At 64.0% G+C, this 19831-nt stretch carries 19 protein-coding genes; 12 read left to right on the plus strand and 7 right to left on the minus strand.

Features of this window, described 5'->3' with window-relative positions:
* Positions 1 to 164 precede the first annotated feature (164 nt).
* The 3 genes from AC5ZG5_RS24460 to AC5ZG5_RS24470 form a co-directional block, all read right to left on the minus strand.
* Positions 165 to 1139 carry an NADPH:quinone oxidoreductase family protein gene (locus AC5ZG5_RS24460; protein WP_456644399.1) on the minus strand — a complete coding sequence of 325 codons (975 nt, stop codon included), beginning with the start codon at positions 1137 to 1139 and terminating at the stop codon, positions 165 to 167.
* Positions 1139 to 1750 carry a 2-hydroxychromene-2-carboxylate isomerase gene (locus tag AC5ZG5_RS24465; protein WP_456644482.1) on the minus strand — a complete coding sequence of 204 codons (612 nt, stop codon included), beginning with the start codon at positions 1748 to 1750 and terminating at the stop codon, positions 1139 to 1141. Before AC5ZG5_RS24465 ends, AC5ZG5_RS24460 begins: the two co-directional genes overlap by 1 nt.
* A gap of 153 nt (positions 1751 to 1903) precedes the next feature.
* Entirely contained in the window at positions 1904 to 2605 is a 702-nt protein-coding gene (locus AC5ZG5_RS24470; RefSeq protein ID WP_456644400.1) for a glutathione S-transferase N-terminal domain-containing protein, read from the minus strand.
* Between the two features lie 101 nt (positions 2606 to 2706).
* On the opposite strand from AC5ZG5_RS24470, the gene AC5ZG5_RS24475 reads away from it, so the two are divergent.
* A complete protein-coding gene (locus AC5ZG5_RS24475) occupies positions 2707 to 3729 on the plus strand; it encodes a methionine synthase (protein ID WP_130229418.1) in 1023 nt (340 codons plus the stop codon).
* 192 nt (positions 3730 to 3921) lie between these two features.
* Here AC5ZG5_RS24475 and AC5ZG5_RS24480 read toward each other — a convergent pair whose 3' ends face one another.
* The 3 genes from AC5ZG5_RS24480 to AC5ZG5_RS24490 all read right to left on the minus strand — a co-directional run bounded on the left by AC5ZG5_RS24480 (position 3922) and on the right by AC5ZG5_RS24490 (position 5992).
* Positions 3922 to 4545 carry a hypothetical protein gene (locus AC5ZG5_RS24480; RefSeq protein WP_456644401.1) on the minus strand — a complete coding sequence of 208 codons (624 nt, stop codon included), beginning with the start codon at positions 4543 to 4545 and terminating at the stop codon, positions 3922 to 3924.
* A 157-nt stretch (positions 4546 to 4702) separates the two neighbouring features.
* Positions 4703 to 5224, minus strand: coding sequence for a xanthine phosphoribosyltransferase (gene gpt / locus AC5ZG5_RS24485; protein WP_028166299.1), 522 nt, complete (start codon positions 5222 to 5224; stop codon positions 4703 to 4705).
* Positions 5225 to 5254: 30 nt separating this feature from the next.
* A complete protein-coding gene (locus tag AC5ZG5_RS24490; RefSeq protein WP_028166300.1) occupies positions 5255 to 5992 on the minus strand; it encodes a competence/damage-inducible protein A in 738 nt (245 codons plus the stop codon).
* A gap of 228 nt (positions 5993 to 6220) precedes the next feature.
* Between AC5ZG5_RS24490 and AC5ZG5_RS24495 the strand changes: the two genes are divergently transcribed.
* The 11 genes from AC5ZG5_RS24495 to AC5ZG5_RS24545 all read left to right on the plus strand — a co-directional run bounded on the left by AC5ZG5_RS24495 (position 6221) and on the right by AC5ZG5_RS24545 (position 19120).
* Positions 6221 to 7642 (plus strand): circularly permuted type 2 ATP-grasp protein, encoded by a 1422-nt coding sequence (locus AC5ZG5_RS24495; protein ID WP_456644402.1) that lies wholly within the window; start codon positions 6221 to 6223, stop codon positions 7640 to 7642.
* Between the two features lie 16 nt (positions 7643 to 7658).
* Complete coding sequence (locus tag AC5ZG5_RS24500; protein WP_028166302.1) at positions 7659 to 8603, plus strand: alpha-E domain-containing protein; 945 nt, start codon at positions 7659 to 7661, stop codon at positions 8601 to 8603.
* Between the two features lie 144 nt (positions 8604 to 8747).
* A complete protein-coding gene (locus tag AC5ZG5_RS24505; protein WP_456644403.1) occupies positions 8748 to 9587 on the plus strand; it encodes a transglutaminase family protein in 840 nt (279 codons plus the stop codon).
* A gap of 16 nt (positions 9588 to 9603) precedes the next feature.
* Positions 9604 to 9957 (plus strand): hypothetical protein, encoded by a 354-nt coding sequence (locus AC5ZG5_RS24510; protein WP_456644404.1) that lies wholly within the window; start codon positions 9604 to 9606, stop codon positions 9955 to 9957.
* Between the two features lie 147 nt (positions 9958 to 10104).
* Positions 10105 to 12414: a TonB-dependent siderophore receptor gene (locus AC5ZG5_RS24515; protein ID WP_456644405.1), complete on the plus strand. Its 2310-nt coding sequence runs from the start codon at positions 10105 to 10107 to the stop codon at positions 12412 to 12414.
* Positions 12415 to 12418: 4 nt separating this feature from the next.
* The gene (locus AC5ZG5_RS24520; protein WP_456644406.1) at positions 12419 to 13582 is read left to right on the plus strand and encodes a PepSY-associated TM helix domain-containing protein; all 1164 of its coding nucleotides are present in this window, start codon (positions 12419 to 12421) and stop codon (positions 13580 to 13582) included.
* 114 nt (positions 13583 to 13696) lie between these two features.
* The gene (locus tag AC5ZG5_RS24525) at positions 13697 to 14911 is read left to right on the plus strand and encodes an acyl-CoA dehydrogenase family protein (RefSeq protein WP_456644407.1); all 1215 of its coding nucleotides are present in this window, start codon (positions 13697 to 13699) and stop codon (positions 14909 to 14911) included.
* Between the two features lie 73 nt (positions 14912 to 14984).
* Entirely contained in the window at positions 14985 to 15833 is an 849-nt protein-coding gene (locus tag AC5ZG5_RS24530; protein WP_456644408.1) for an alpha/beta fold hydrolase, read from the plus strand.
* 246 nt (positions 15834 to 16079) lie between these two features.
* Positions 16080 to 16841, plus strand: a complete 762-nt coding sequence (locus AC5ZG5_RS24535) for a proteasome-type protease (protein ID WP_028166309.1) — start codon at positions 16080 to 16082, stop codon at positions 16839 to 16841.
* Between the two features lie 12 nt (positions 16842 to 16853).
* Complete coding sequence (locus AC5ZG5_RS24540) at positions 16854 to 17612, plus strand: SDR family oxidoreductase (RefSeq protein WP_456644409.1); 759 nt, start codon at positions 16854 to 16856, stop codon at positions 17610 to 17612.
* Between the two features lie 248 nt (positions 17613 to 17860).
* Positions 17861 to 19120 (plus strand): NupC/NupG family nucleoside CNT transporter, encoded by a 1260-nt coding sequence (locus AC5ZG5_RS24545; protein WP_456644410.1) that lies wholly within the window; start codon positions 17861 to 17863, stop codon positions 19118 to 19120.
* 119 nt (positions 19121 to 19239) lie between these two features.
* Here AC5ZG5_RS24545 and AC5ZG5_RS24550 read toward each other — a convergent pair whose 3' ends face one another.
* Positions 19240 to 19770 carry a cupin domain-containing protein gene (locus tag AC5ZG5_RS24550; RefSeq protein ID WP_456644411.1) on the minus strand — a complete coding sequence of 177 codons (531 nt, stop codon included), beginning with the start codon at positions 19768 to 19770 and terminating at the stop codon, positions 19240 to 19242.
* Positions 19771 to 19831 lie beyond the last annotated feature (61 nt).

The raw sequence follows: 19831 nt of genomic DNA on the forward strand, positions 1-19831 counted from the left end.
AGAAGCGAGACCCCGGCGAGCGGATGACGCAAAAAGGGATTGACTGAGCAAGGCCCGTTACAGAAGGGTGGGCAAAGCGAAGCGTGCCCACCATTCCAAGCGGAGTGTCGATGGTGGGCACGTTTCGCTTTGCCCACCCTACACGATCTCGCTCGCAATGACGGCTAACCCATCATCAACGCCACGCGGCCGATCGCCTTGCGCTCCAGCAGCAGGCGCATCGCTTTCGCAACATCCTCCAGCGGCAAACGATGCGAGATGTTCGGGCGCACCTTGCCGGCTTCCGCCCATTCGGTCAGCGCCTTGATGCGCACCTCGCCCAGCGCCGGATTCCGCCGCACGGCTTCGCCGGCTCGGATGCCGAGCACGCTGGCGCCCTTGATCATCAAGAGATTGGTGCGGGCAAGCCCGATGCCGCCGGTGAAGCCGATGACGAGCAGCCGCGCGCCCCAGTTGATACAGCGCATCGAGTTCTCGAACACCTCGCCGCCGACCGGATCGAACACGACATCGGCGCCGTTGCCATCCGTGATGCGTTTCACGGCATCGCGAAACGGCTCGCGATCGTAGAGCACGAGATGGTCCGCTCCCCTCGCCTTGGCGATCGCAAGCTTCTCCTCGCTGGACGCGGCAGCGATCACGACGGCGCCGAGCAGCTTTCCGATCTCGACCGCGGCCAGCCCCACGCCGCCGCCGGCGCCATGCACCAGCAGCACCTCGCCGGGCCGAAGCTGGCCGCGGTCGATCAGCGCATGATAGGCCGTGCCGTGCGCGGCAAGAAAGGTCGCGCCTTCCGCATAGTCGAACGTCGACGGCATCCGCGTGAGCTGCGACGGCGTGGCCACCGCCTCGTCGCTGAAGGCGCCGTGGCGCATCTTGACGATGACCTTGTCGCCGACCTTGACGCCCGCGGCATCATTCACCTCGACCACATCGCCGGCGGCTTCCATCCCCGGCGTGAACGGCAATTGCGGCTTGAGCTGATATTCGCCGGCCGCCATCAGCACGTCGGGAAAATTGATCCCCCCGGCGCGGATCGCGACGCGCACCTCGCCTGCCTTCAATGGCGCGGACGAAAATGTTTCCAGCCGCAGGCGCTCGGGCGGGCCGAGCTCGCGGCAGACAACGGCTTTCGGCATCAGGCTGCGCGCTCCTTCTTGCGCTCCAGCACCTCCCGGATCAGCGGCAAGCGGTCGTTGCCGAAATACATGTCGGTCTTGTCGACGAAGATGGTCGGCGAGCCGAAGCCGCCGCGCGCCATCACTTCATCGGTGTTGGCCTTGAGCTGGTCCTTGATCGCCTGCTGGCTGATGCCGGCGAAGAATTTTGCCGGATCGATGCCGACCTTGTTGCAGATCTCGGTCAGCACCGCATCCTGCGAAATGTCCTTGTCGTCGCCCCAATAAGCCTCGAACACCGCGCGCGCGAACGGCACCATATTGTCGTTGCCGAGCCAGATGCAGCCGCGCATCGCCTTGACACTGTTCACGGGAAACACGCTTGGCGGCATCTTGATCGCAAGGCCTGCCGAGCGCGCCCAGTCGGAGAGATCCTTCTTCATGTAGCGCGCCTTCAGCGGCACCGGCGTTTCGCGCGAGGCGTAGACGCTCGGGTTGACGGTGTTGAAGATGCCGCCGACCAGGATCGGCCGCCAGGAGATATCGACGCCGAACTCCTTTGCCAACGGCTGGATGTTGTGGAAGGCGAGATAGGTCCAGGGGCTGGAGCAGTCGAAGAAGAATTCGATCATGGTGGCGTTTCCTGTTGTGATATCGCTTGTGTCCATTTTCGTCATTCCGGGATGCGCCGCAAGGCGCAGGCCCGGAATCCATTGATCAGCGTGCGCCAGCGGCGAAATGGATTCCGGGCTCGCGACTTCGTCGCGCCCCGGAATGACGGGTAGTTACTGCTTCTCCAGCATCTCCCTGGCGCGCTGGCCGAACATGTTCTTGCGTGCCTCCTCGTCGAACGGTTCCTTGACGAACTTGCCGATCGCGAGCCCCGCCTGCACCTGCGGCCGGGCGCGCACCTCGGCGTACCAACGCTTGATGTTCGGGTAGTCGTCGAGCGTAAAACCCTGCGCCTTGTGGGTCATGGTCCAGGGGAAGCAGGCGATGTCAGCAATGGAGTAGTCGCCGGCGATATAGGCGCCGGTCTTGCCGAGTTGGCGGTCGAGCACGCCATAGAGCCGCGCCGCCTCGTCGCGGTAGCGCTCGATCGCATAGGGGATCTTGTCGGCGGCATAGAGCGCGAAATGGCCGTGCTGGCCAAGCATCGGACCGAGCCCGCCCACCTGCCACATCACCCACTGGATGACCCTGGAACGGCCGCGCATATCCGCAGGCAGGAAGCGGCCGGTCTTCTCGGCGAGATAGATCAGGATCGCACCGGTCTCGAACACAGCGAACGGCTCGCCGCCGTCGGCAGGAGCGTGATCGACGATCGCCGGAATCCGGTTGTTCGGGCTGATCGCCAGGAATTCCGGGCGAAACTGCTCGCCGGCGCGGATATTGACCGGGATGACCTGATAGGCAAGCCCGAGTTCCTCCAGCATGATCGAAGTCTTCCAGCCGTTCGGCGTCGGCGCGTAGTGCAGGTCGATCATGGTTTCTCCCAGAGGTCGCGTCATAAAGACGCTTGTTGTTCTGTACCTCGATCATAAGACATGGCAGACAGGCGCTCAATCCGAACCGAGGGAGGCCAGACATGCTGTTTCCGACCACGATCGCGGGCTCCTTGCCGAAACCGGAATGGCTGGCGGAGCCCAACACGCTGTGGGCGCCCTGGAAGTCGCAAGGCGACGAGCTGGCGCGCGCCAAGCGCGACGCCACCCTGCTCGCGCTGAAGCTGCAAGAGGATGCCGGAATCGATCTCGTCACCGAGGGCGAGCAGGCGCGGCAGCATTTCGTCCATGGCTTCCTGGAGAAGGTCGAGGGCATCGATTTCGCCCACAAGGTCGAGATGGGTATCCGCAAGGACCGCTATAAGGCGATGGTGCCGCAGGTGGTGGCGCCGCTGCAGCTCAAGGGCCGTGTCCATGCGACCGAGGCCCGTGTCGCCCGCACCCACACGACGCGCAAGCTGAAATTCACCCTGCCCGGCCCGATGACCATCATCGACACCATCGCCGACCAATATTACGGCGACCGGGTCAAGATGGCCTTCGCCTTTGCCGAGCTCCTGAACGAGGAGGCCAAGGCGCTGCAAGCCGACGGCGTCGACATGATCCAGTTCGACGAGCCCGCCTTCAATGTTTACATGGACGACGTCCGCGACTGGGGCATAAGTGCGCTGGAGCGCGCCGCCGAGGGGCTGACCTGCGAGACCGCCGTGCACATCTGTTACGGCTACGGCATCAAGGCCAATACCGACTGGAAAGAGACCCTGGGCAGCGAATGGCGGCAATATGAAGAGACTTTTCCTGTGATCGACAAGAGCACGATCCAGCAGGTCGCGATCGAATGCCGCAACTCGAAAGTGCCGATCGAGCTGCTCGCGCTATTGCCGGGCAAGATCGTCCAAGCCGGCGTGATCGATGTCGCGAGCGACGTTGTCGAGACCGCCGAAGACGTGGCCAATGTGATCGAGGCGGTCGCGAAATTCGTGCCGAAGAGCAACATCGTCGCGACGACCAATTGCGGCATGGCGCCGATGCGGCGCGATATCGCGGAAGCCAAGCTGATGGCGCTCGGCGCAGGCGCGAAGCTGGCGCGGCAGCGGCTCGGCTGATGTGGGCTGGCCAACGAAGCCTGTTGATGCGCCCTCGCCCCTTGTGGGAGAGGGCTACTCCGACGCCGGCAACAGACTCGATGGGGTGAGGGGTTGCCTCCACGAGCACCGGCGCTCGCGGAGAGAACCCCTCATCCGGCGCTTCGCGCCACCTTCTCCCACAAGGGGAGAAGGGAAGACGGCCGCATCGGTTCAACCAAGCGCCGTCGCGCTTGGATGCAGGACTGGCTGATAACCGGCGGCGAATGCGCGAACCGTTGATGGCGGCGTCAGCAGCAGCGCGGTATCCATGTCGACGTTGCCGCGCTCATAGCCCGCGAACGACCAGCGCAGCGGCTCGCCGCTCACAACCAGATAGCTCTCCTCGCCCGCCTGCACCATCGCGCCATCTGGCAGGTTCGCGAGCGGCATCGGCAGCGGATGCAGCCGCTTCCGACCGCGGTCGAGGCGCTCGCGATGCAGCACGGCGTCGATCTCGGGCGCGTGGATGTTTTCCGCGCCGTTGCCCTGCTCCCAGGCGGCGCGAAAGCGGTTGGCATCGTCGCGGCGGCAGAAGAAGCAGGGGCGATGGCCCGCGGCGAACGCGGTGGCTTCATCGAGGAAGAACAATTCGGTCCAGCTTCGTCCGCCCATCACCTTGCGACGCCGGCCGCGGAATTCGCACACGCATGTCAGCCAAGCCGGGCTTGACCAGCGCTTTTTCAGGAGCGTTTTGGTCGCGGGATCATGGATGATGCCGCGGTTGCCGGTAAACAACCCGCGGTGCGGCGTGGCGACGATCTCGCCGGTTGGCGTGACGCGGTTCTGCAGGGGCATCTTGCTTCTCCTTCTCCCCGTTCTTACGGGGAGAAGGTCGGGATGAGGGGCTCAATCCGCGAATACGAAAGCAAATGTACTCGCGGAGACTCCCCCTCACCCGGATCGCATCTTCGATGCGATCCGACCTCTCCCTGCAAGCGGGGCGAGGTAAGGACTACGCCGCGCCGTCGCGGATCGGAGGTTGGAACGAGAGCGCGGTGTCCCAGGGGAAGAAGATCCAGGTGTCCTGCGACACCTCGGTGATGAAGGTGTCCACCAGCGGCCGGCCCTTCGGCTTGGCATACACCGTGGCGAAATGGGCATCGGGCATCATCTCGCGCACCATCTTGCCGGTCTTGCCGGTGTCCACGAGGTCGTCGACGATCAGAAGCCCCTTGCCGGTGCCATTGCCAAGCTTGGCGGTTGCTTCGGAAATGCCTTTCAGGACCTGAAGGTCGCCCTGTTTGTTGTGGTCGTAGCTCGCGATGCAGACGGTGTCGATCACGCGCACGCCGAGCTCGCGCGCCACGATTGCCGCCGGCACCAGGCCGCCGCGGGTGATCGCGATCACCGCCTGGAATGGCCCGACCTCATTGAGCCGCCAGGTCAGCGCCCGGCAGTCCCGGTGGAACTGGTCCCAGGACACCGGGAAGGCCTTGCCTGCCCGTTCCTGTGCGCTGAGGTTCGTATCCGCCATCTTTCTCTCCGAGAAGTCCTTCTCGCCGCTTTAACGCGTCACCTGCAGGTTCGCCAGCATCTCCTTCACCGCCCCCATTGCGGCGGCGAGCTTGTCCGGATCGCGGGAGCGGACGACCAGATTGGTGTTGGGACGCTGCTCTTCGTCCATGAATGGATAGCTGCCGATGATGGTGTCGGGATGGGCGATCGCGATCTCCTTTAAGGGTCCGCCGATGTCGCCTTCCCGCGCATTGGCGCGGACCGAATCAGAAAGCATCCGCACGCCCGACTTCAGTCGCGGCGCGACGATGTCCATCATCGCCTGCATGATGGTCGGTATGCCCGCCATCACGACGACATTGCCGAGCTTGAAACCGGGCGCGAGGATGGTCGCGCTCTGGATCAGGTCGGCCCCGTCGGGGATCCGCGCCATCCGCAGCCGCGCCTCGTTCAGATCCTGGTCGCTCCAGCGCTCGCGGAAGCGCGCCACCACCTCCGGATGGTGATCGATGCCGACTCCGAACGCCTTTGCCACGGCATCGGCGGTGATGTCGTCGTGGGTCGGGCCGATGCCGCCGGTGGTGAAGACATAGCTATAGCGATGGCGCAGCGCATTCAGGGCTGCGACAATGTCATCCTCGTCGTCGGCGACGACGCGCACTTCCTTCAGGTCGATGCCGATATTGGTCAGGTATTCGGCAATGAAGCCGATATTCTTGTCCTTGGTCCGGCCGGACAGGATCTCGTCGCCGATCACCAGAAGGCCCGCCGTGACGATCTCGCTCATGGTCTCTTCCTCACCCTTTTCCGCCCCCCGGGCCCTGCCGACGCAGCGCCTTGAAGTCGCAGGTTGTTGCTGCCGAAATAAGCAGGTGGCAGCCGGTTTTTCGAGCAGCCCCTTGAGACACCCATACCAAATGTCGCCAGCCAATGCATATCCTGCTGGCCCGCCCCTTGCTACCATCCCGCCAAGTCATGCACTGTGGCGTATGGTTTCGGAGGACGTTCAGGATTTATGGCAGTTGCATTCGATGAGATGAACGGCCAGGGCGGCACCGAAATCCGCCAAGCCTACCAGGAGCTCTCCCGCTGGTTGTCGGAGACGCCCCCGGATGCGCTGGAATATCGCCGCCAGGAGGCGGAGCTCCTGTTCCGCCGGATCGGCATTACCTTTGCGGTCTATGGCGACGCCGCAGCCCAGGAGCGGCTGATCCCCTTCGACGTGATCCCCCGCATCCTGTCGGCCAGGGAATGGGCGCTGCTGGAAAAAGGGCTGAAGCAGCGCGTGCTCGCGCTCAACATGTTCCTGCGCGACATCTATCACGGCCGCGACATCCTGCGCGCCAACATCATCCCGGAAGACATGATCTTCCAGAACCCCGTCTTCCGCCCGGAGATGAACGGCCAGGACGTGCCGCACGACGTCTATGTGCATATCGCCGGCATCGATATCATCCGGACCGATCCGGAAAACTTCATCGTATTGGAGGACAACGCGCGCACGCCCTCGGGCGTATCCTACATGCTGGAAAACCGCGAGATCATGATGCGGCTGTTTCCGGACCTGTTCGCCCGCCACCGCGTCGCGCCGGTGGAGCGCTATCCGGACGAGCTGCTGGCGGCGCTGCGCTCCGTCGCGCCGCGCGGTGCCGCGGCCGAGCCGACGGTCGCGCTGATGACGCCCGGCATCTACAATTCCGCCTATTACGAACATTCCTTCCTGGCCGACAAGCTCGGCATCGAGCTGGTCGAAGGGCGCGACCTCATCGTCAAGAACGATGAAGTCTTCATGCGCACGACCGAGGGTCTGAAACGCGTCGACGTGATCTACCGCCGCGTCGACGACGATTTCCTCGATCCCCTGACCTTCCGCCCGGACTCCGCGCTCGGCGTGCCCGGGCTGATGTCGGCCTATGCCGCCGGCAATATCACGCTCGCCAACGCAGTCGGGACCGGGATCGCCGACGACAAGGCGATCTATTCCTACATGCCCGACATCGTGAGATTCTATCTCTCCGAAGAGCCGATCCTGAAGAACGTGCAGACCTGGCGCTGCCGCGAGCCGCAGGATCTCGCCTATGTGCTCGACCATCTCGACGATCTCGTGGTGAAGGAAGTGCACGGCTCCGGCGGCTACGGCATGCTGATCGGGCCGGCCGCGACCAAGGCAACCATCGAGGCGTTCCGCGACAAGCTCAAGCGCGAGCCCGAAGGCTTCATCGCCCAGCCGACATTGGCGCTGTCGACCTGCCCGACCTGCACCGAAAAGGGACTGGCGCCGCGCCACGTCGATCTGCGCCCGTTCGTGCTGACCGGCAGCGAGCGCGTCACCATCGTGCCGGGCGGACTGACGCGGGTGGCGCTGAAGGAAGGCTCGCTGGTGGTCAATTCCAGCCAGGGCGGCGGCACCAAGGACACCTGGATACTGGACGAGTAGAGGGTTTAGCTTTCGCATGCTGTCGCGCACCGCCGAGAACCTGTACTGGCTCGCCCGCTACGTCGAGCGCGCGGAATATCTTGCCCGCACCATCGACGCCACCTTGCGCGTCACGGCGCTGCCGGCGGCCTATATCGGCAAGACCAACGAATGGGACTCGGCGCTACTGACAGCCGGCGTCGGCGAGAGCTTTTACGGCCATTATCAGGAAGCCAACGAGGCCAACGTCGTCGAATATCTGTCGTTCGCACCGGACAATCCTTCCTCGATCAGGAACTGCATCGAGGCGGCCCGGCTCAATGCGCGCTCGGTGCGGACAGCGCTGACCAGCGAGATGTGGGACACCATCAATGCCGCCTGGATCGAATTGCAGGCGGTCTGGTCGAAGGGCACCGGAAATCGAGAGGATCTGGCAAAGTTCCTGCGCTTCGTGCAGGAGACGTCGTTGCGTTTCGACGGCTCCGCTTATCGGACCATGCTGCGCAACGACGCCTACTGGTTCTCGCGGCTGGGCGTCCATCTGGAGCGCGCCGATAACACCGCGCGCATCCTCGACGTCAAATACCACGTGCTGCTGCCCGAGGAGGAGCATATCGGCGGCCCGCTCGACTATTACCAGTGGACCTCGATCCTGCGCTCGGTGTCGGCACTGACGGCCTATCACTGGGTCTACCGCGAGACTCTCAAGCCCTGGCTGATCGCGGACCTCCTGATCCTCAACGACACGCTGCCGCGGTCGCTCGCAAGCTGCTACGGCAATCTGGTGCGCAACCTCGACCAGATCGGCGTCGCCTATGGCCGCCAGGGCGCCGCCCAGCGCCACGCCCGCGGCATCCGCAACCGGCTTGAGCACAGCCATATGGACGATATCTTCCAGCACGGCGTGCATGAATTCATCCAGGAGTTCATCGCAGACAATTCACGCCTGGGTGAGATCATCACCAAGCAATATCTGATTTGATGGGCTAAGATGCCCGCGACCACACGCCCGTCATGGCCGGGCTTGTCCCGGCCATCCACGTCTTGCTATGCCGGCCAAATGACGAGGACGTGGATGCCCGGGACAAGCCCGGGCATGACGATCCCAACCTGATGTTGGTACGCCATGCGCCTGCGAATTGCCCATACCACGACCTATCGCTACGAGCCCCAGGCTTCCGGCGTGATCCAGATCCTCCGGATGACGCCGACGAGCCATGACGGGCAGTATGTGGCGGACTGGCAGATCGACGTCTCGACCGACTCCAGGCTCGACGCGCATGAGGACGCGTTCGGCAATGTCACGCATGTGCTGACCCACGGCCCGCTCGCCGACCTCACCATCCATTGCGAGGGGCAGATCGAGACCCACGACACCGGCGGCGTGCTGCGCGGCACCGACGAGCGCTTTCCGCCGAGCCTGTTCCTGCGCTCGACCGCGCTGACCGAGGTCAATCCGGCGATGGCGGCCCTCACCCGCGAGTCGCGCTCGGAGGCCGATGGCGACGTGCTCGGCTTCCTGCACGCGCTGATGGTGCAGATCTATGAAGGCATGGCGTTCGACGAGGACCCAACCAACAGCGGCACCACGGCGGCGGAGGCGTTCGCGCTGAAACGCGGCGTGTGCCAGGACTACGCGCACATCTTCATCACCTGCGCGCGCTCCGGCGGCGTGCCGGCCCGCTTCGTCTCCGGCCACTTCTTCCGTTCCGACGGCACGGTCAACCAGGCCGCCGGCCATGCCTGGGCGGAAGCCTATGTGCCTGATCTCGGCTGGATCGGTTTCGATGCCGCTAACGGCATCTGCACGACTGATGCCCACGCCCGCGTCGCCGTCGGCCTCGACTATCTCGGCGCCGCCCCGGTGCGCGGCACCCGTTATGGCGGCGGCACCGAGACGCTCACCGTCGCCGTCAAGGTCGAGCAGGCCGGCCGTCCTGGCCAGTGGCAATCGCAGTCGCAGTGAGAGACTCAAGCGGGACTTGATCGATTCGCGCATCACCGAACTGCTCTCGCGCGACCAAGAATTCCCGCAATTCTTGCTGGTCATTCCCGACAAGAATCGTGGACGCAAGCATCGTAATACCTGCGCGCACGGCGCCGCCGTGTTCCATGCGCAACAGCGAGCGCCAATTGAGCGCGGTTGCATCACGGCTCGTCTTCTAGCGCGCGAGCCTGCATTCGAAGGATTCAACAGCGTCGTCGATCAGTTAGCCGACATATTAGAAGTCTTCGAAAAATTGTTCTGCCGCAAATTTCGAGCGATTCAAAAACGCGACAACTCGACGCGCGCTGCGTTGACACATAACACGCGTACGGCTGCGATCGTCGCGTGAGGTCAGAACATCAACTCCACCCACGGCGTTCGCCGGATGGGGCACTGACATATGTATTGCAATACGCGCGGCGTTGCGCGCCGTACTATCTCTTTTTCACAACTCACGACTTTCAAGTGTACCGCAAGCATACTGGCGTTAGGCGGCTTGCTGATCGCCGGCTCGCCGGCGGAGGCGCAGAGCGCGGGGCAATCGGGCGCATCGGCGCTACCGCCCGTCAACATCGACGCGCCTGCGCAGCGCGCGCAGCGTCCAACCCAAGTCCGGCGCAACACCGCGTCGCGGCGCGATCCTAACCAGCGGCCGAATCAACGAGCCGACCACGCGGGGGCACAACAGCAGCAGGCGACGCCCGCGCTGGTTTCGACGGCCCAGCGCGTCAACGCCGGCACCAACGGCTTCGTCGCAAGCCGCGCCTCCGGCGCCACCAAGACCGACGCGCCGATCATGTCGACGCCGGGCTCGGTCGCCGTCATCACCCGCAGCGAGATGGATGTGCGCCAGGCGCAGACCATCCGCGATCTCCTGCGCTATGCGCCCGGCGTCTATTTCAGCAACGATACCGACTTCCGCGCCCAGCCGATCAAGGCGCGCGGCTTCGACGTCGAGCAATATCTGGACGGTTTGCGCCTGCAGGGCGGGCCGTTCGGTACGCCGCGCGTCGACCCGTATCTGCTCGAGCGCGCCGAGCTCATCACCGGCCCGGCGTCGATCCTTTACGGCGCAGCTTCGCCCGGCGGCATTCTTAATCTCGTCAGCAAGCGCCCGACCGATAATCCGTTCGGCGAGATCCAGTTGCAGACGGGCACGTTCGACCGCATCCAGGGCGCGTTCGACGTCGGTGGCCCCGTGGACAAGGACAAGACCCTGCTCTACCGCGTCACCGGCATCGGGCTTAGCGCCAACACCCAGGTCGACAATATCGGCGAGGAGAAATACGCGATCGCGCCGGCCTGGACCTGGCGGCCGGATATCGACACCACCATCACCTTCCTCACGAGCTATCGGCAGGACCCGAAGGGCGGCGCCTTTGCGCTGCTGCCGATCCAGGGCACGCTGGTGCCGGGCACCTACGGGCAGATTCCCCGGAATTTCTTCGCCGGCGACTTCAACTATGAGAGCCTGAAATACAAGCAGGCGACTATCGGCTACGAATTCGAGCACCGTTTCGACGACATCTTCACGGTGCGGCAGAACGTGCGCTATCTGCACAACGAGCTCAATTATATCGAGGTGCAGCCCGGTGCGTTCACGACAACGGGCGCCGGCCCCACCCTTCGCCTGGCCGACGGCCGCACCATCACGCGAAGCTATTTCTCGACCAACGAAAACCTCAACACCTTCGCGGCCGACAACCAGCTTCAGGCCAAGTTCAACATGGGCCCGCTGCAGCACACCGTGCTCGGCGGCTTCGACTATCAGCGCTTCGACTTCAACAACCTGGCGCGCTTCGCGCCCACCAACACGCTCAACATCCTGACGCCGAACTACACCCAGAACATCGCGGTCCCGACCACGGTGTTCCAGAACCTGGATCAGCACCTGGAGCAGCGCGGGGTCTATGTGCAGGACGAGGCGAAGCTCGGGAAGCTGACCGTGCTCGGCGGGATCCGCTACGACTGGGCCGAAGGCAATACGCTCAATCTCGGCACGCGCGTCCTCAACAATGATGAGAAGTCGAGCGGCCGTATCGGCGCGATCTACAATTTTGACGTCGGGATTGCTCCTTACGTCAGCTATGCGACCTCGTTCCAGCCAACCACCGTGGGCTCGCTGCTCAACGGTCAGCCCTACAAGCCGACCATCGGCGAGCAGATCGAGGCCGGCGTCAAGTATCAGCCGGTGGGCTACAACCTGATATTCACCGCCGCGGTCTACGACCTGAAGCAGGAGAACGTGGTGAGCGCCATTGCCGGTCCCGGCATCCCGCCCAACTCGACCGCCCAGGTCGGCGAGGTCACCTCGCGCGGTTTCGAGGGATCGGTGGTCGGAAGCCCCCTGCCCGGCCTGAGCCTGCGCGGGCAATACTCCTACCTCGACAACCGGATCACCGCGCCGCTGGACGTCAATTACGGCAAGGTGCTCGCCAATACGCCGATGCACACGGCCTCGCTCTGGGCCAACTACGTGGTGCAGAATGGTCCGGCGGTCGGCTTCGGCTTCGGCGGCGGTGTCCGCTACATGAGCGAGATGTACACGACCAACGCCAACAATCTCACGGTGCCGACTATCGTCGCAAACAGCCCCGCGCTGGCCAACATCATTCCCGCCAGCACGACCTTTGACGCGGCCCTGTCCTATGATTTCGGGATGCGGTTCAAGGAGTGGAAGGGATTGAGCGCGGCGGTGAACATCAATAACGTGTTCGACAACAGCTACGTCTCGGCATGCACGGCCGGCGGCTGTCGCTGGGCGGTCGGCCGCACGGTGTTGGCAACAATGACCTACCGATGGTGACGGGATGACCGCGCAGTCCGTGAAATGGTGGTCGCTGGTCCATAAATGGACCAGCCTCATCTGCACGCTGTTTATGCTGATGCTGTGCATCACCGGGCTGCCGCTGATCTTTCACGACGAGATCGACGATCTTTTCGAGCCGGAAATTGCCGCGCGAGAGCTTCCACCCAACACTCAGGAGGCCTCGCTGATCAGGTTGATTGACGCGGCAAAGGCGCGCCATCCGGAACGCTACGTCCAAATCCTAAACTGGGATGACGACCACGCCAATGTCGTCAACGTCTTCATGTCGGAGACGCCGGTGCCGCCGCCGGGACAGCGCTTCTTGAAGCTGTCCTTCGACTCGCGGACCGCCGAGATCCTCGCGGAAGACGCGCAGCAAGGCGGGCTGATGCGTACCATCCGCATCTTCCACCGCGACATGCTGATGGGACTGCCGGGCGAGTTGTTCCTCGGCGTCATGGGCTTGTTGTTCGTGACCGCCGTCGTCTCCGGCCTCATGCTCTACGCGCCATTCATGCGCCGGCTCGATTTCGGCGCGGTGCGACGCGCCCGCGCGCGGCGGATCAAATGGCTCGACCTGCACAATCTGATCGGCGCGGTGACGCTGGTGTGGGCGTTCGCCGTCGGCCTCACCGGCGTCATCAACACCATATCGCTGCCGCTGTTCAACGCCTGGCGCGCCCAGGTGATGCCGGAATTGATCGCGCCGCATCTCGGCAAGCCGCCGCTTTCGAAATTCGCCTCCATCGATGACGTCGTTGCCACGGCGCGCCATGCGCTCGGCGACAACACGCCCGTCAGCCTCGTGCTGCCAACCGAAGCGCGGTTCGGCACGCCGCGCCACTTCATCGTCTGGACCAAGGGGACGACGCCGATCACCTCGCGCCTGTTCACGCCGGTGCTCATCGATGCCGAGACCGCGCAACTCGTCACCGCAAAGGGATTGCCGTGGTACCTGCGGACGCTGCAGGTGTCGCGCCCGCTGCATTTCGGCGATTACGGCGGCCTGCCGCTCAAGATCATCTGGGCGCTGCTCGATCTCGCAACCATCGTCGTGCTCGCGAGCGGCATCTATCTCTGGCTCGGCAAGCGCAAGCCCGCCCGCGCCGTCTCGGCGGTCTCGCCCCGGCCGGCTGTCGCGGCGACATCCGGGCTTCCCTCGTGAAACGGCGGCATCACGTTACAACCGTAATCGAGCGCGATCTCGCTGAAACCATGCGGTAGCGCCGCGTCTCCATTCTCTCGTGCGACACCTTTGCCGCAAGAGAGATCGAGACAGATGCTCCATCAAGACCAATTTCGTGACCTTCGCACCCTGACGGCGCCGGACAGCAACAAAACGGTGCTCGCCGGCATCCGGAAATTGGCTCCCGAGATCACCGCTCGCGCCGCCGAGATCGAAGCCGCACGCTGCGTCCCGCCCGACCTGATCGATCGGCTGAAATCGATCGGTATCTTCAGGATGTTCGTGCCGAGAAGCTATCGCGGATTGGAACTTGCCTTGCCGGAAGGGTTGGAGGTCATCAGGGCTCTGGCCCGGCTTGACGGTTCGATCGGATGGACCGCGATGGTGGCTACCGGGGGCAGCCTTTTCGCGACCTGGGCAGTACGTGAAACCTACGAGCGCATCTATCGGAATGGACCTGACGTACCCATCTGCGGATCCGCGCAGCCGGGCGGAAAAGCGGAGCCGACGGCGGGCGGCTTCCGGGTGAGCGGCCGATGGCCATTCGCGAGCGGCTGCAAGCATGCCGATTGGATGGCGGGGTTCTGCATCATCACCGACGACGACGGCAAACCGCTCCCCGGTCCGCAAGGGCAGCCGGTGGTTCGCGGCTTTGCATTGCCGGCGCAAAACTGGGAAATCGAAGATACCTGGCATGCGGCCGGTCTCAGGGGAACCGGCAGCCATCACATTGTACTGCGCGATGCACTGGTTCCCGAGGCCAACTTCTTCGATGTCGCAAACGGCACGCCCTGCGTACCGGGCCCGCTCTATCCGGCGGTGCCGCAATTGGTGCCGATGTTTCACGGTGCGAACTCCGTCGGCATTGCCGAAGGCGCCGTCGACGAATTGGTGGCGCTGGCCCATACGGGACGGCAGCAGTTCCGGGCAACCACGCCGATGCGCAACTCCGAGATATTCCAGCTCGAACTTGGCCGCATTTCCGCTGACGTCAATGCAGCGCGGGCCGTTTGCGAGACGCAGATCGCAAGCCTTTGGCACCACGCCTTGGCTGGAACGCTGAACGACGAAAGCCTCGTCGTCGAGAGCACGCAGGCCGCGACCTGGATCGCCGCCACCTGCGTCCGGATCGTCGACGCGTGTTTCGCACTTGCCGGAAGCAGCGCGGTCTATGAGACGTCGCCACTGCAGCGGCGCCTGCGCGACATGCACGTCGCCGCCCAGCACGCCGCTGTGCAGCAACGACAGTATGTCGCGGTCGGCAAACTGCTCCTGGCACGCTCGGCGCAGGATGCCGGACAGACATGATGGTGATAGGCTACGCCAAACACATATCTGTCATCACCATCTGGCTGCAGGGCGTCAGGAGCGCGCATCGATCATGAATCTGAATCGACGTCACTTCATCGTCGCCGCTTTCGCCAGCCTGGCGGCGCTTAACCGCGCCGCCGCTGCCGAGCGGTGGAAAAGCCTGCCTGCGACTCCGCCGCCGGTGGCGGGGCGCAGCGCGCGAGCGCAGGTGAACGGCATCAGCCTCTATTACGTCGAACTCGGCGAAGGAAGCCCGGTGGTCTTTCTCCATGGCGGGCTTTCCAACTCCGATTATTTCAGTCTGCAGGTGCCGGAGGTCGCGCGCCGGCATCGCGTCATCCTCGTCGACAGCCGCGGCCATGGCCGCAGCACGCGCAACGCGCAGCCGTTCGGATATGACCTGATGACCGATGATGTCGTCGCGCTGCTCGATCATCTGCAGATTCCGCGCGCCGCGATCGTCGGCTGGAGCGACGGCGCCATCATCGGATTGGACATGGCGATGCGCCGTCCCGATCGGGTCAGTCGGGTGTTTGCGTTCGGCGCCAACACCCAGACGTCAGGCCTGAAGCCTGACGTCGACAAGGACCCGACCTTTGCGCAGTTCATCGCGCGCGCAAAGACCGAGTATGAGCGCCTCTCGCCGACACCTAGGGAATTCGACCAGTTCCTGCACCAGATCGAGAAGATGTGGGAGACCCAGCCGAACTGGACCGACGATCAGTTGCGCGCGATCCGCGCCCCCGTGCTAATCGCGGACGGCCAATACGACGAGGGCATCAAGCGCGAGCACACCGAATACATGGCCGCGACCATTCCGGGCGCCGGCCTGCTCATCCTCCCCAATGTCAGCCACTTCGCGTTCCTGCAGGACCCCGTGCTGTTCAACGCGGCGCTGCTCGATTTTGTGGAAGGCTAGCGGCCGGTTGCTTCACCTCTCCCGCTTGCGGGAGAGGTCGACGCGCGAAGCGCGGCGGGTGAGGGTTCTCTCCCCACGGAAAGTCCCATCGTGGAGACACCCTCACCCCGGCCCTCTCCCGCAAGCGGGAGAGGAGCGCAGCCTCCATCGCGGAGGCAACGCCGTTCCCTGGGGAATTGGGGTTGGATCACATCCCGAAATTGGCTACTAGTCTGCCACCGAGACGTTCGGACTTCGGGGACGGAAATGACCTATTGCTGCGGAATCCTGGTGCGCGACGGGCTCGTCATGATCGCCGACACCCGCACCAATGCCGGTCTCGACAATGTCTCGACCTTTCGCAAATTGCACATCTTCGCCCAGCCCGGCGAGCGGATCATGGCGGTCGCGAGCGCCGGCAATCTCGCCATCAGCCAGTCAGTGCTGTCGACGCTGACCGAAGGCATGGAAGATCCTGAAACCGGCGAGGTCGAGACGCTCCTGAACGCGCCGACCATGTTCCAGGCCGCGCAGCGCATCGGCCGCGCCATCCGCGCAGTGCACGCAACCGAAGGCGAGGCGCTGAGGTCGGAAGACGTCTCTTTCGACGTCTCGTTCCTGTTCGGCGGCCAGATCAAGGGCTCGCGGATGCGGCTGTTCATGATCTATACCGCCGGCAACTTCATCGAATGCACCACCGATACGCCGTATTTGCAGATCGGCGAGCACAAATACGGCAAGCCGGTGCTTGACCGCGCCATGCACTACGATGTCGAGCTCTACGAGGCGTTGAAGACCGGGCTGATCTCGATGGATTCGACGATGCGTTCCAACCTCGGCGTCGGCCTGCCGATCGACGTACTTGTGGTGCGCAACGATGCCTGCGAGGCCGACCTCAATCATCGGATCGAGGCGGGCGAACCCTATTTCCACGATCTCCGCTCGCGCTGGTCGGCGGCGCTCCGCGCGGCGCATCAGAACATCCCGAGACCGCCGTACAAGACCGAAACCGAATCCAAGAAACAATAAGGAAGGAAAACGATGGCCGAAGCAGGAAAGAGAATAGCTGTGGTCACAGGCGCCGGCACCGGCGTCGGACGCGCCGCATCGCTGGCGCTGATCAATGCCGGCTTCACCGTGGTGCTGGTCGGGCGGCGGCTGGACATGCTGCAGGAGACGCAAAAGCTCGGCGGCGATGCCAGCAAGAGCCTGTGCGTGCCGGCCGACATGACCGATCCCGCCTCGATCGCGGCCCTGTTCGCCAAGGTGACAGACAGCTATGGCCGGCTCGATCTGCTCTTCAACAATGCCGGCATGGGCGCGCCGCCGGTGAATTTCGAGGATTTGCCGCTGGCGCAGTGGCAGGCGGTGGTGAACACCAACCTCACCGGCCCGTTCCTGTGCACCCAGCACGCCTTCCGCATCATGAAGGACCAGACCCCGCGCGGCGGGCGCATCATCAACAACGGCTCGATCTCGGCACACGCGCCGCGGCCGTTCTCCGCCGCCTACACCGCGACCAAGCACGCGATCACCGGCCTGACCAAGGCGTCCAATCTCGACGGCCGCATGTACGACATCGCGGTCGGCCAGATCGACATCGGCAATGCCGCAACCCCAATGACCGACCGCATGGTCGACGGCGTGCTGCAGCCCGACGGCCGCAAGATGCCGGAGCCGCGGATGGACGCGAAGGCTGTCGGCGATGCGGTGGCCTATATGGCGAACCTGCCGCTCGACGCCAACGTGCTGTTCATGACGGTGATGGCAAGCAAGATGCCGTTTGTGGGACGGGGTTAGACACCCCACTCACCGTCATTGCGAGCCAACGGGTCGCGCGAATGCGCGCCCGATGACAGGCTCAGCGAAGCAATCCATCTCTCCGCCTGCGGATACAGTGGATTGCTTCGTCGCTTTGCTCCTCGCAATGACGGTGGCGGAAGCAGCGTCCACAGAAACCACATCCACAAGACGAAGTTCACCGCACCTGAACGGAGCGGCATTGCACTTGCAGATCGTGCTGCCATAATCGTTCGGGAGATCCGTGAATGTTACAACTGCAATCGGCGTTCGGCGTGGTGGCGCTGCTTTTGATCGCCTGGGCTTTCAGCGAGAAGCGCGGCGCGGTGTCGATCCGGCAGGCGATCGTCGGCCTCATCGTGACGCTGGTCACTGCGCTGGCGCTGATCAAGGTGCCGCTGGTGGCATCGGCTTTCGGCGCCATCAACGAGGCCGTCGGCGTCATCGCCGCCGCCTCGCGTGCCGGCACCTCCTTCGTGTTCGGCTATGTCGGCGGCGCGCCGCTGCCGTTCGACCTCAAGGCGCCGGGCGCTGATTTCATCCTCGCCTTCCAGGCGCTGCCGATCGTGCTGGTCATGAGCGTGCTGACCACCCTGCTGTTCTACTGGCGCGTGCTGCCGCCGATCGTGCGCGGCATGGCCTGGCTGCTCGAACGGACGCTCGGCGTCGGCGGCGCGGTCGGGCTCTCCACCGCCGCCAACATCTTCCTCGGCATGGTGGAAGCGCCGCTGTTCATCCGGCCCTATCTGACGCAGCTCACCCGCGCCGAACTGTTCCTGGTGATGACGGGCGGCATGGCCGGAATCGCCGGCACCGTGCTGGTGCTCTACGCCACCCTGCTGGCGCCGCTGATCCCCGATGCGGCGGCGCATTTCGTCATTGCCTCGGTGCTAGGGGCGCCGGCGGCGATCCTGGTGAGCCTGATCATGGTGCCGGAGACATCAGGCGGGCGCACCGGCGGCGCGCTCGACGATCGCAGCGATCCCGAGGTGCACGCGTCCTCGACGATGGATGCCATCGTCAAGGGCACCGCGGCCGGGCTTGAACTGTTGCTCAACATCGTCGCGATGCTACTCGTGCTGGTGGCGCTGGTCTATCTCGTCAACGCGATGCTCGGGATCCTGCCGGACATCGGCGGCGCCAAGATTTCTCTGCAGCGTCTGCTCGGCTATATCATGGCCCCGGTGTGCTGGCTGATGGGCCTGCCGTGGTCGCAAGCCATCACTGCGGGCAGCCTGATGGGGACCAAGACCGTGCTGAACGAATTGATCGCCTATGTCGATCTGTCGAAGCTTCCCACCGACGCGCTGGATGCGCGCTCGCGCCTGATCATGCTCTATGCGATGTGCGGCTTCGCCAATTTCGCCAGCCTCGGCATCATGATCGGCGGCCTCAACACGATGGCGCCGACGCGGCGCGAGGAGATCAATTCGCTCGGGCTGAAGTCGATCGTATCGGGCACGCTGACAACCTGCCTGATGGGCGCGATCGTGGGGCTGTTGACGTAGCCGCTCCGTCATTCCGGGGCGATGCGAAGCATCGAACCCGGAATCCATCGGGCCGCGGGCACAAGCGGAGGAATGAATTCCGGGTTCGCGCTACGCGCGCCCCGGAATGACGGCGGTGGTTATGTCGTCAACTCTACCGTCTTGAACTCGGCGGGCAGGATGATCTCGAGCAGTTCGACGTCGTCAGAATAATCGAGGATCATGTGCTTGATCTTCGGCGGCTGGGTCCAGGCGCTGCCCTGCTGCATCAACGTCTCGCCCTGCCCTTCCATGTAGGTCTTCACCCAGCCCTTGAGCACATAGACCATCTGGAACTGGACGTCGTGATAATGCAGTTTCGAGACCTCTTCCGGATTGCACGGCCCGACCAGCCGGATCACATGCGCCTGCGCAAGCCCGTGCGTGGCGTCGGCAAAGCCGAGATCGCGATATTGCGCATAAGCGCGCAGCCCGTCGGCCTTGAAGTCTTCTTCGCGATAATGGCTCACCGCAATGCGTTGCTTCGGCTGCGCCTTATGTGCCGCCTTGGATACGCGGCCCTTGGACTTGATCGCCTTGCGGGCAGTGGATTTGGCGGCGGTCTTGTGGCCCGTCCATTTCTTCCGGACCGCCGTCTTGGCCGCGGGTCTTGATGTCACCTTCTTAGCCATGGCCTGCCTCCCTGTTGCAGGCGTCCGCCACGCGGACGCGTCCAGGGAACGTTACCACCGT

Source organism: Bradyrhizobium sp. Ses1 (genome assembly GCF_059512365.1).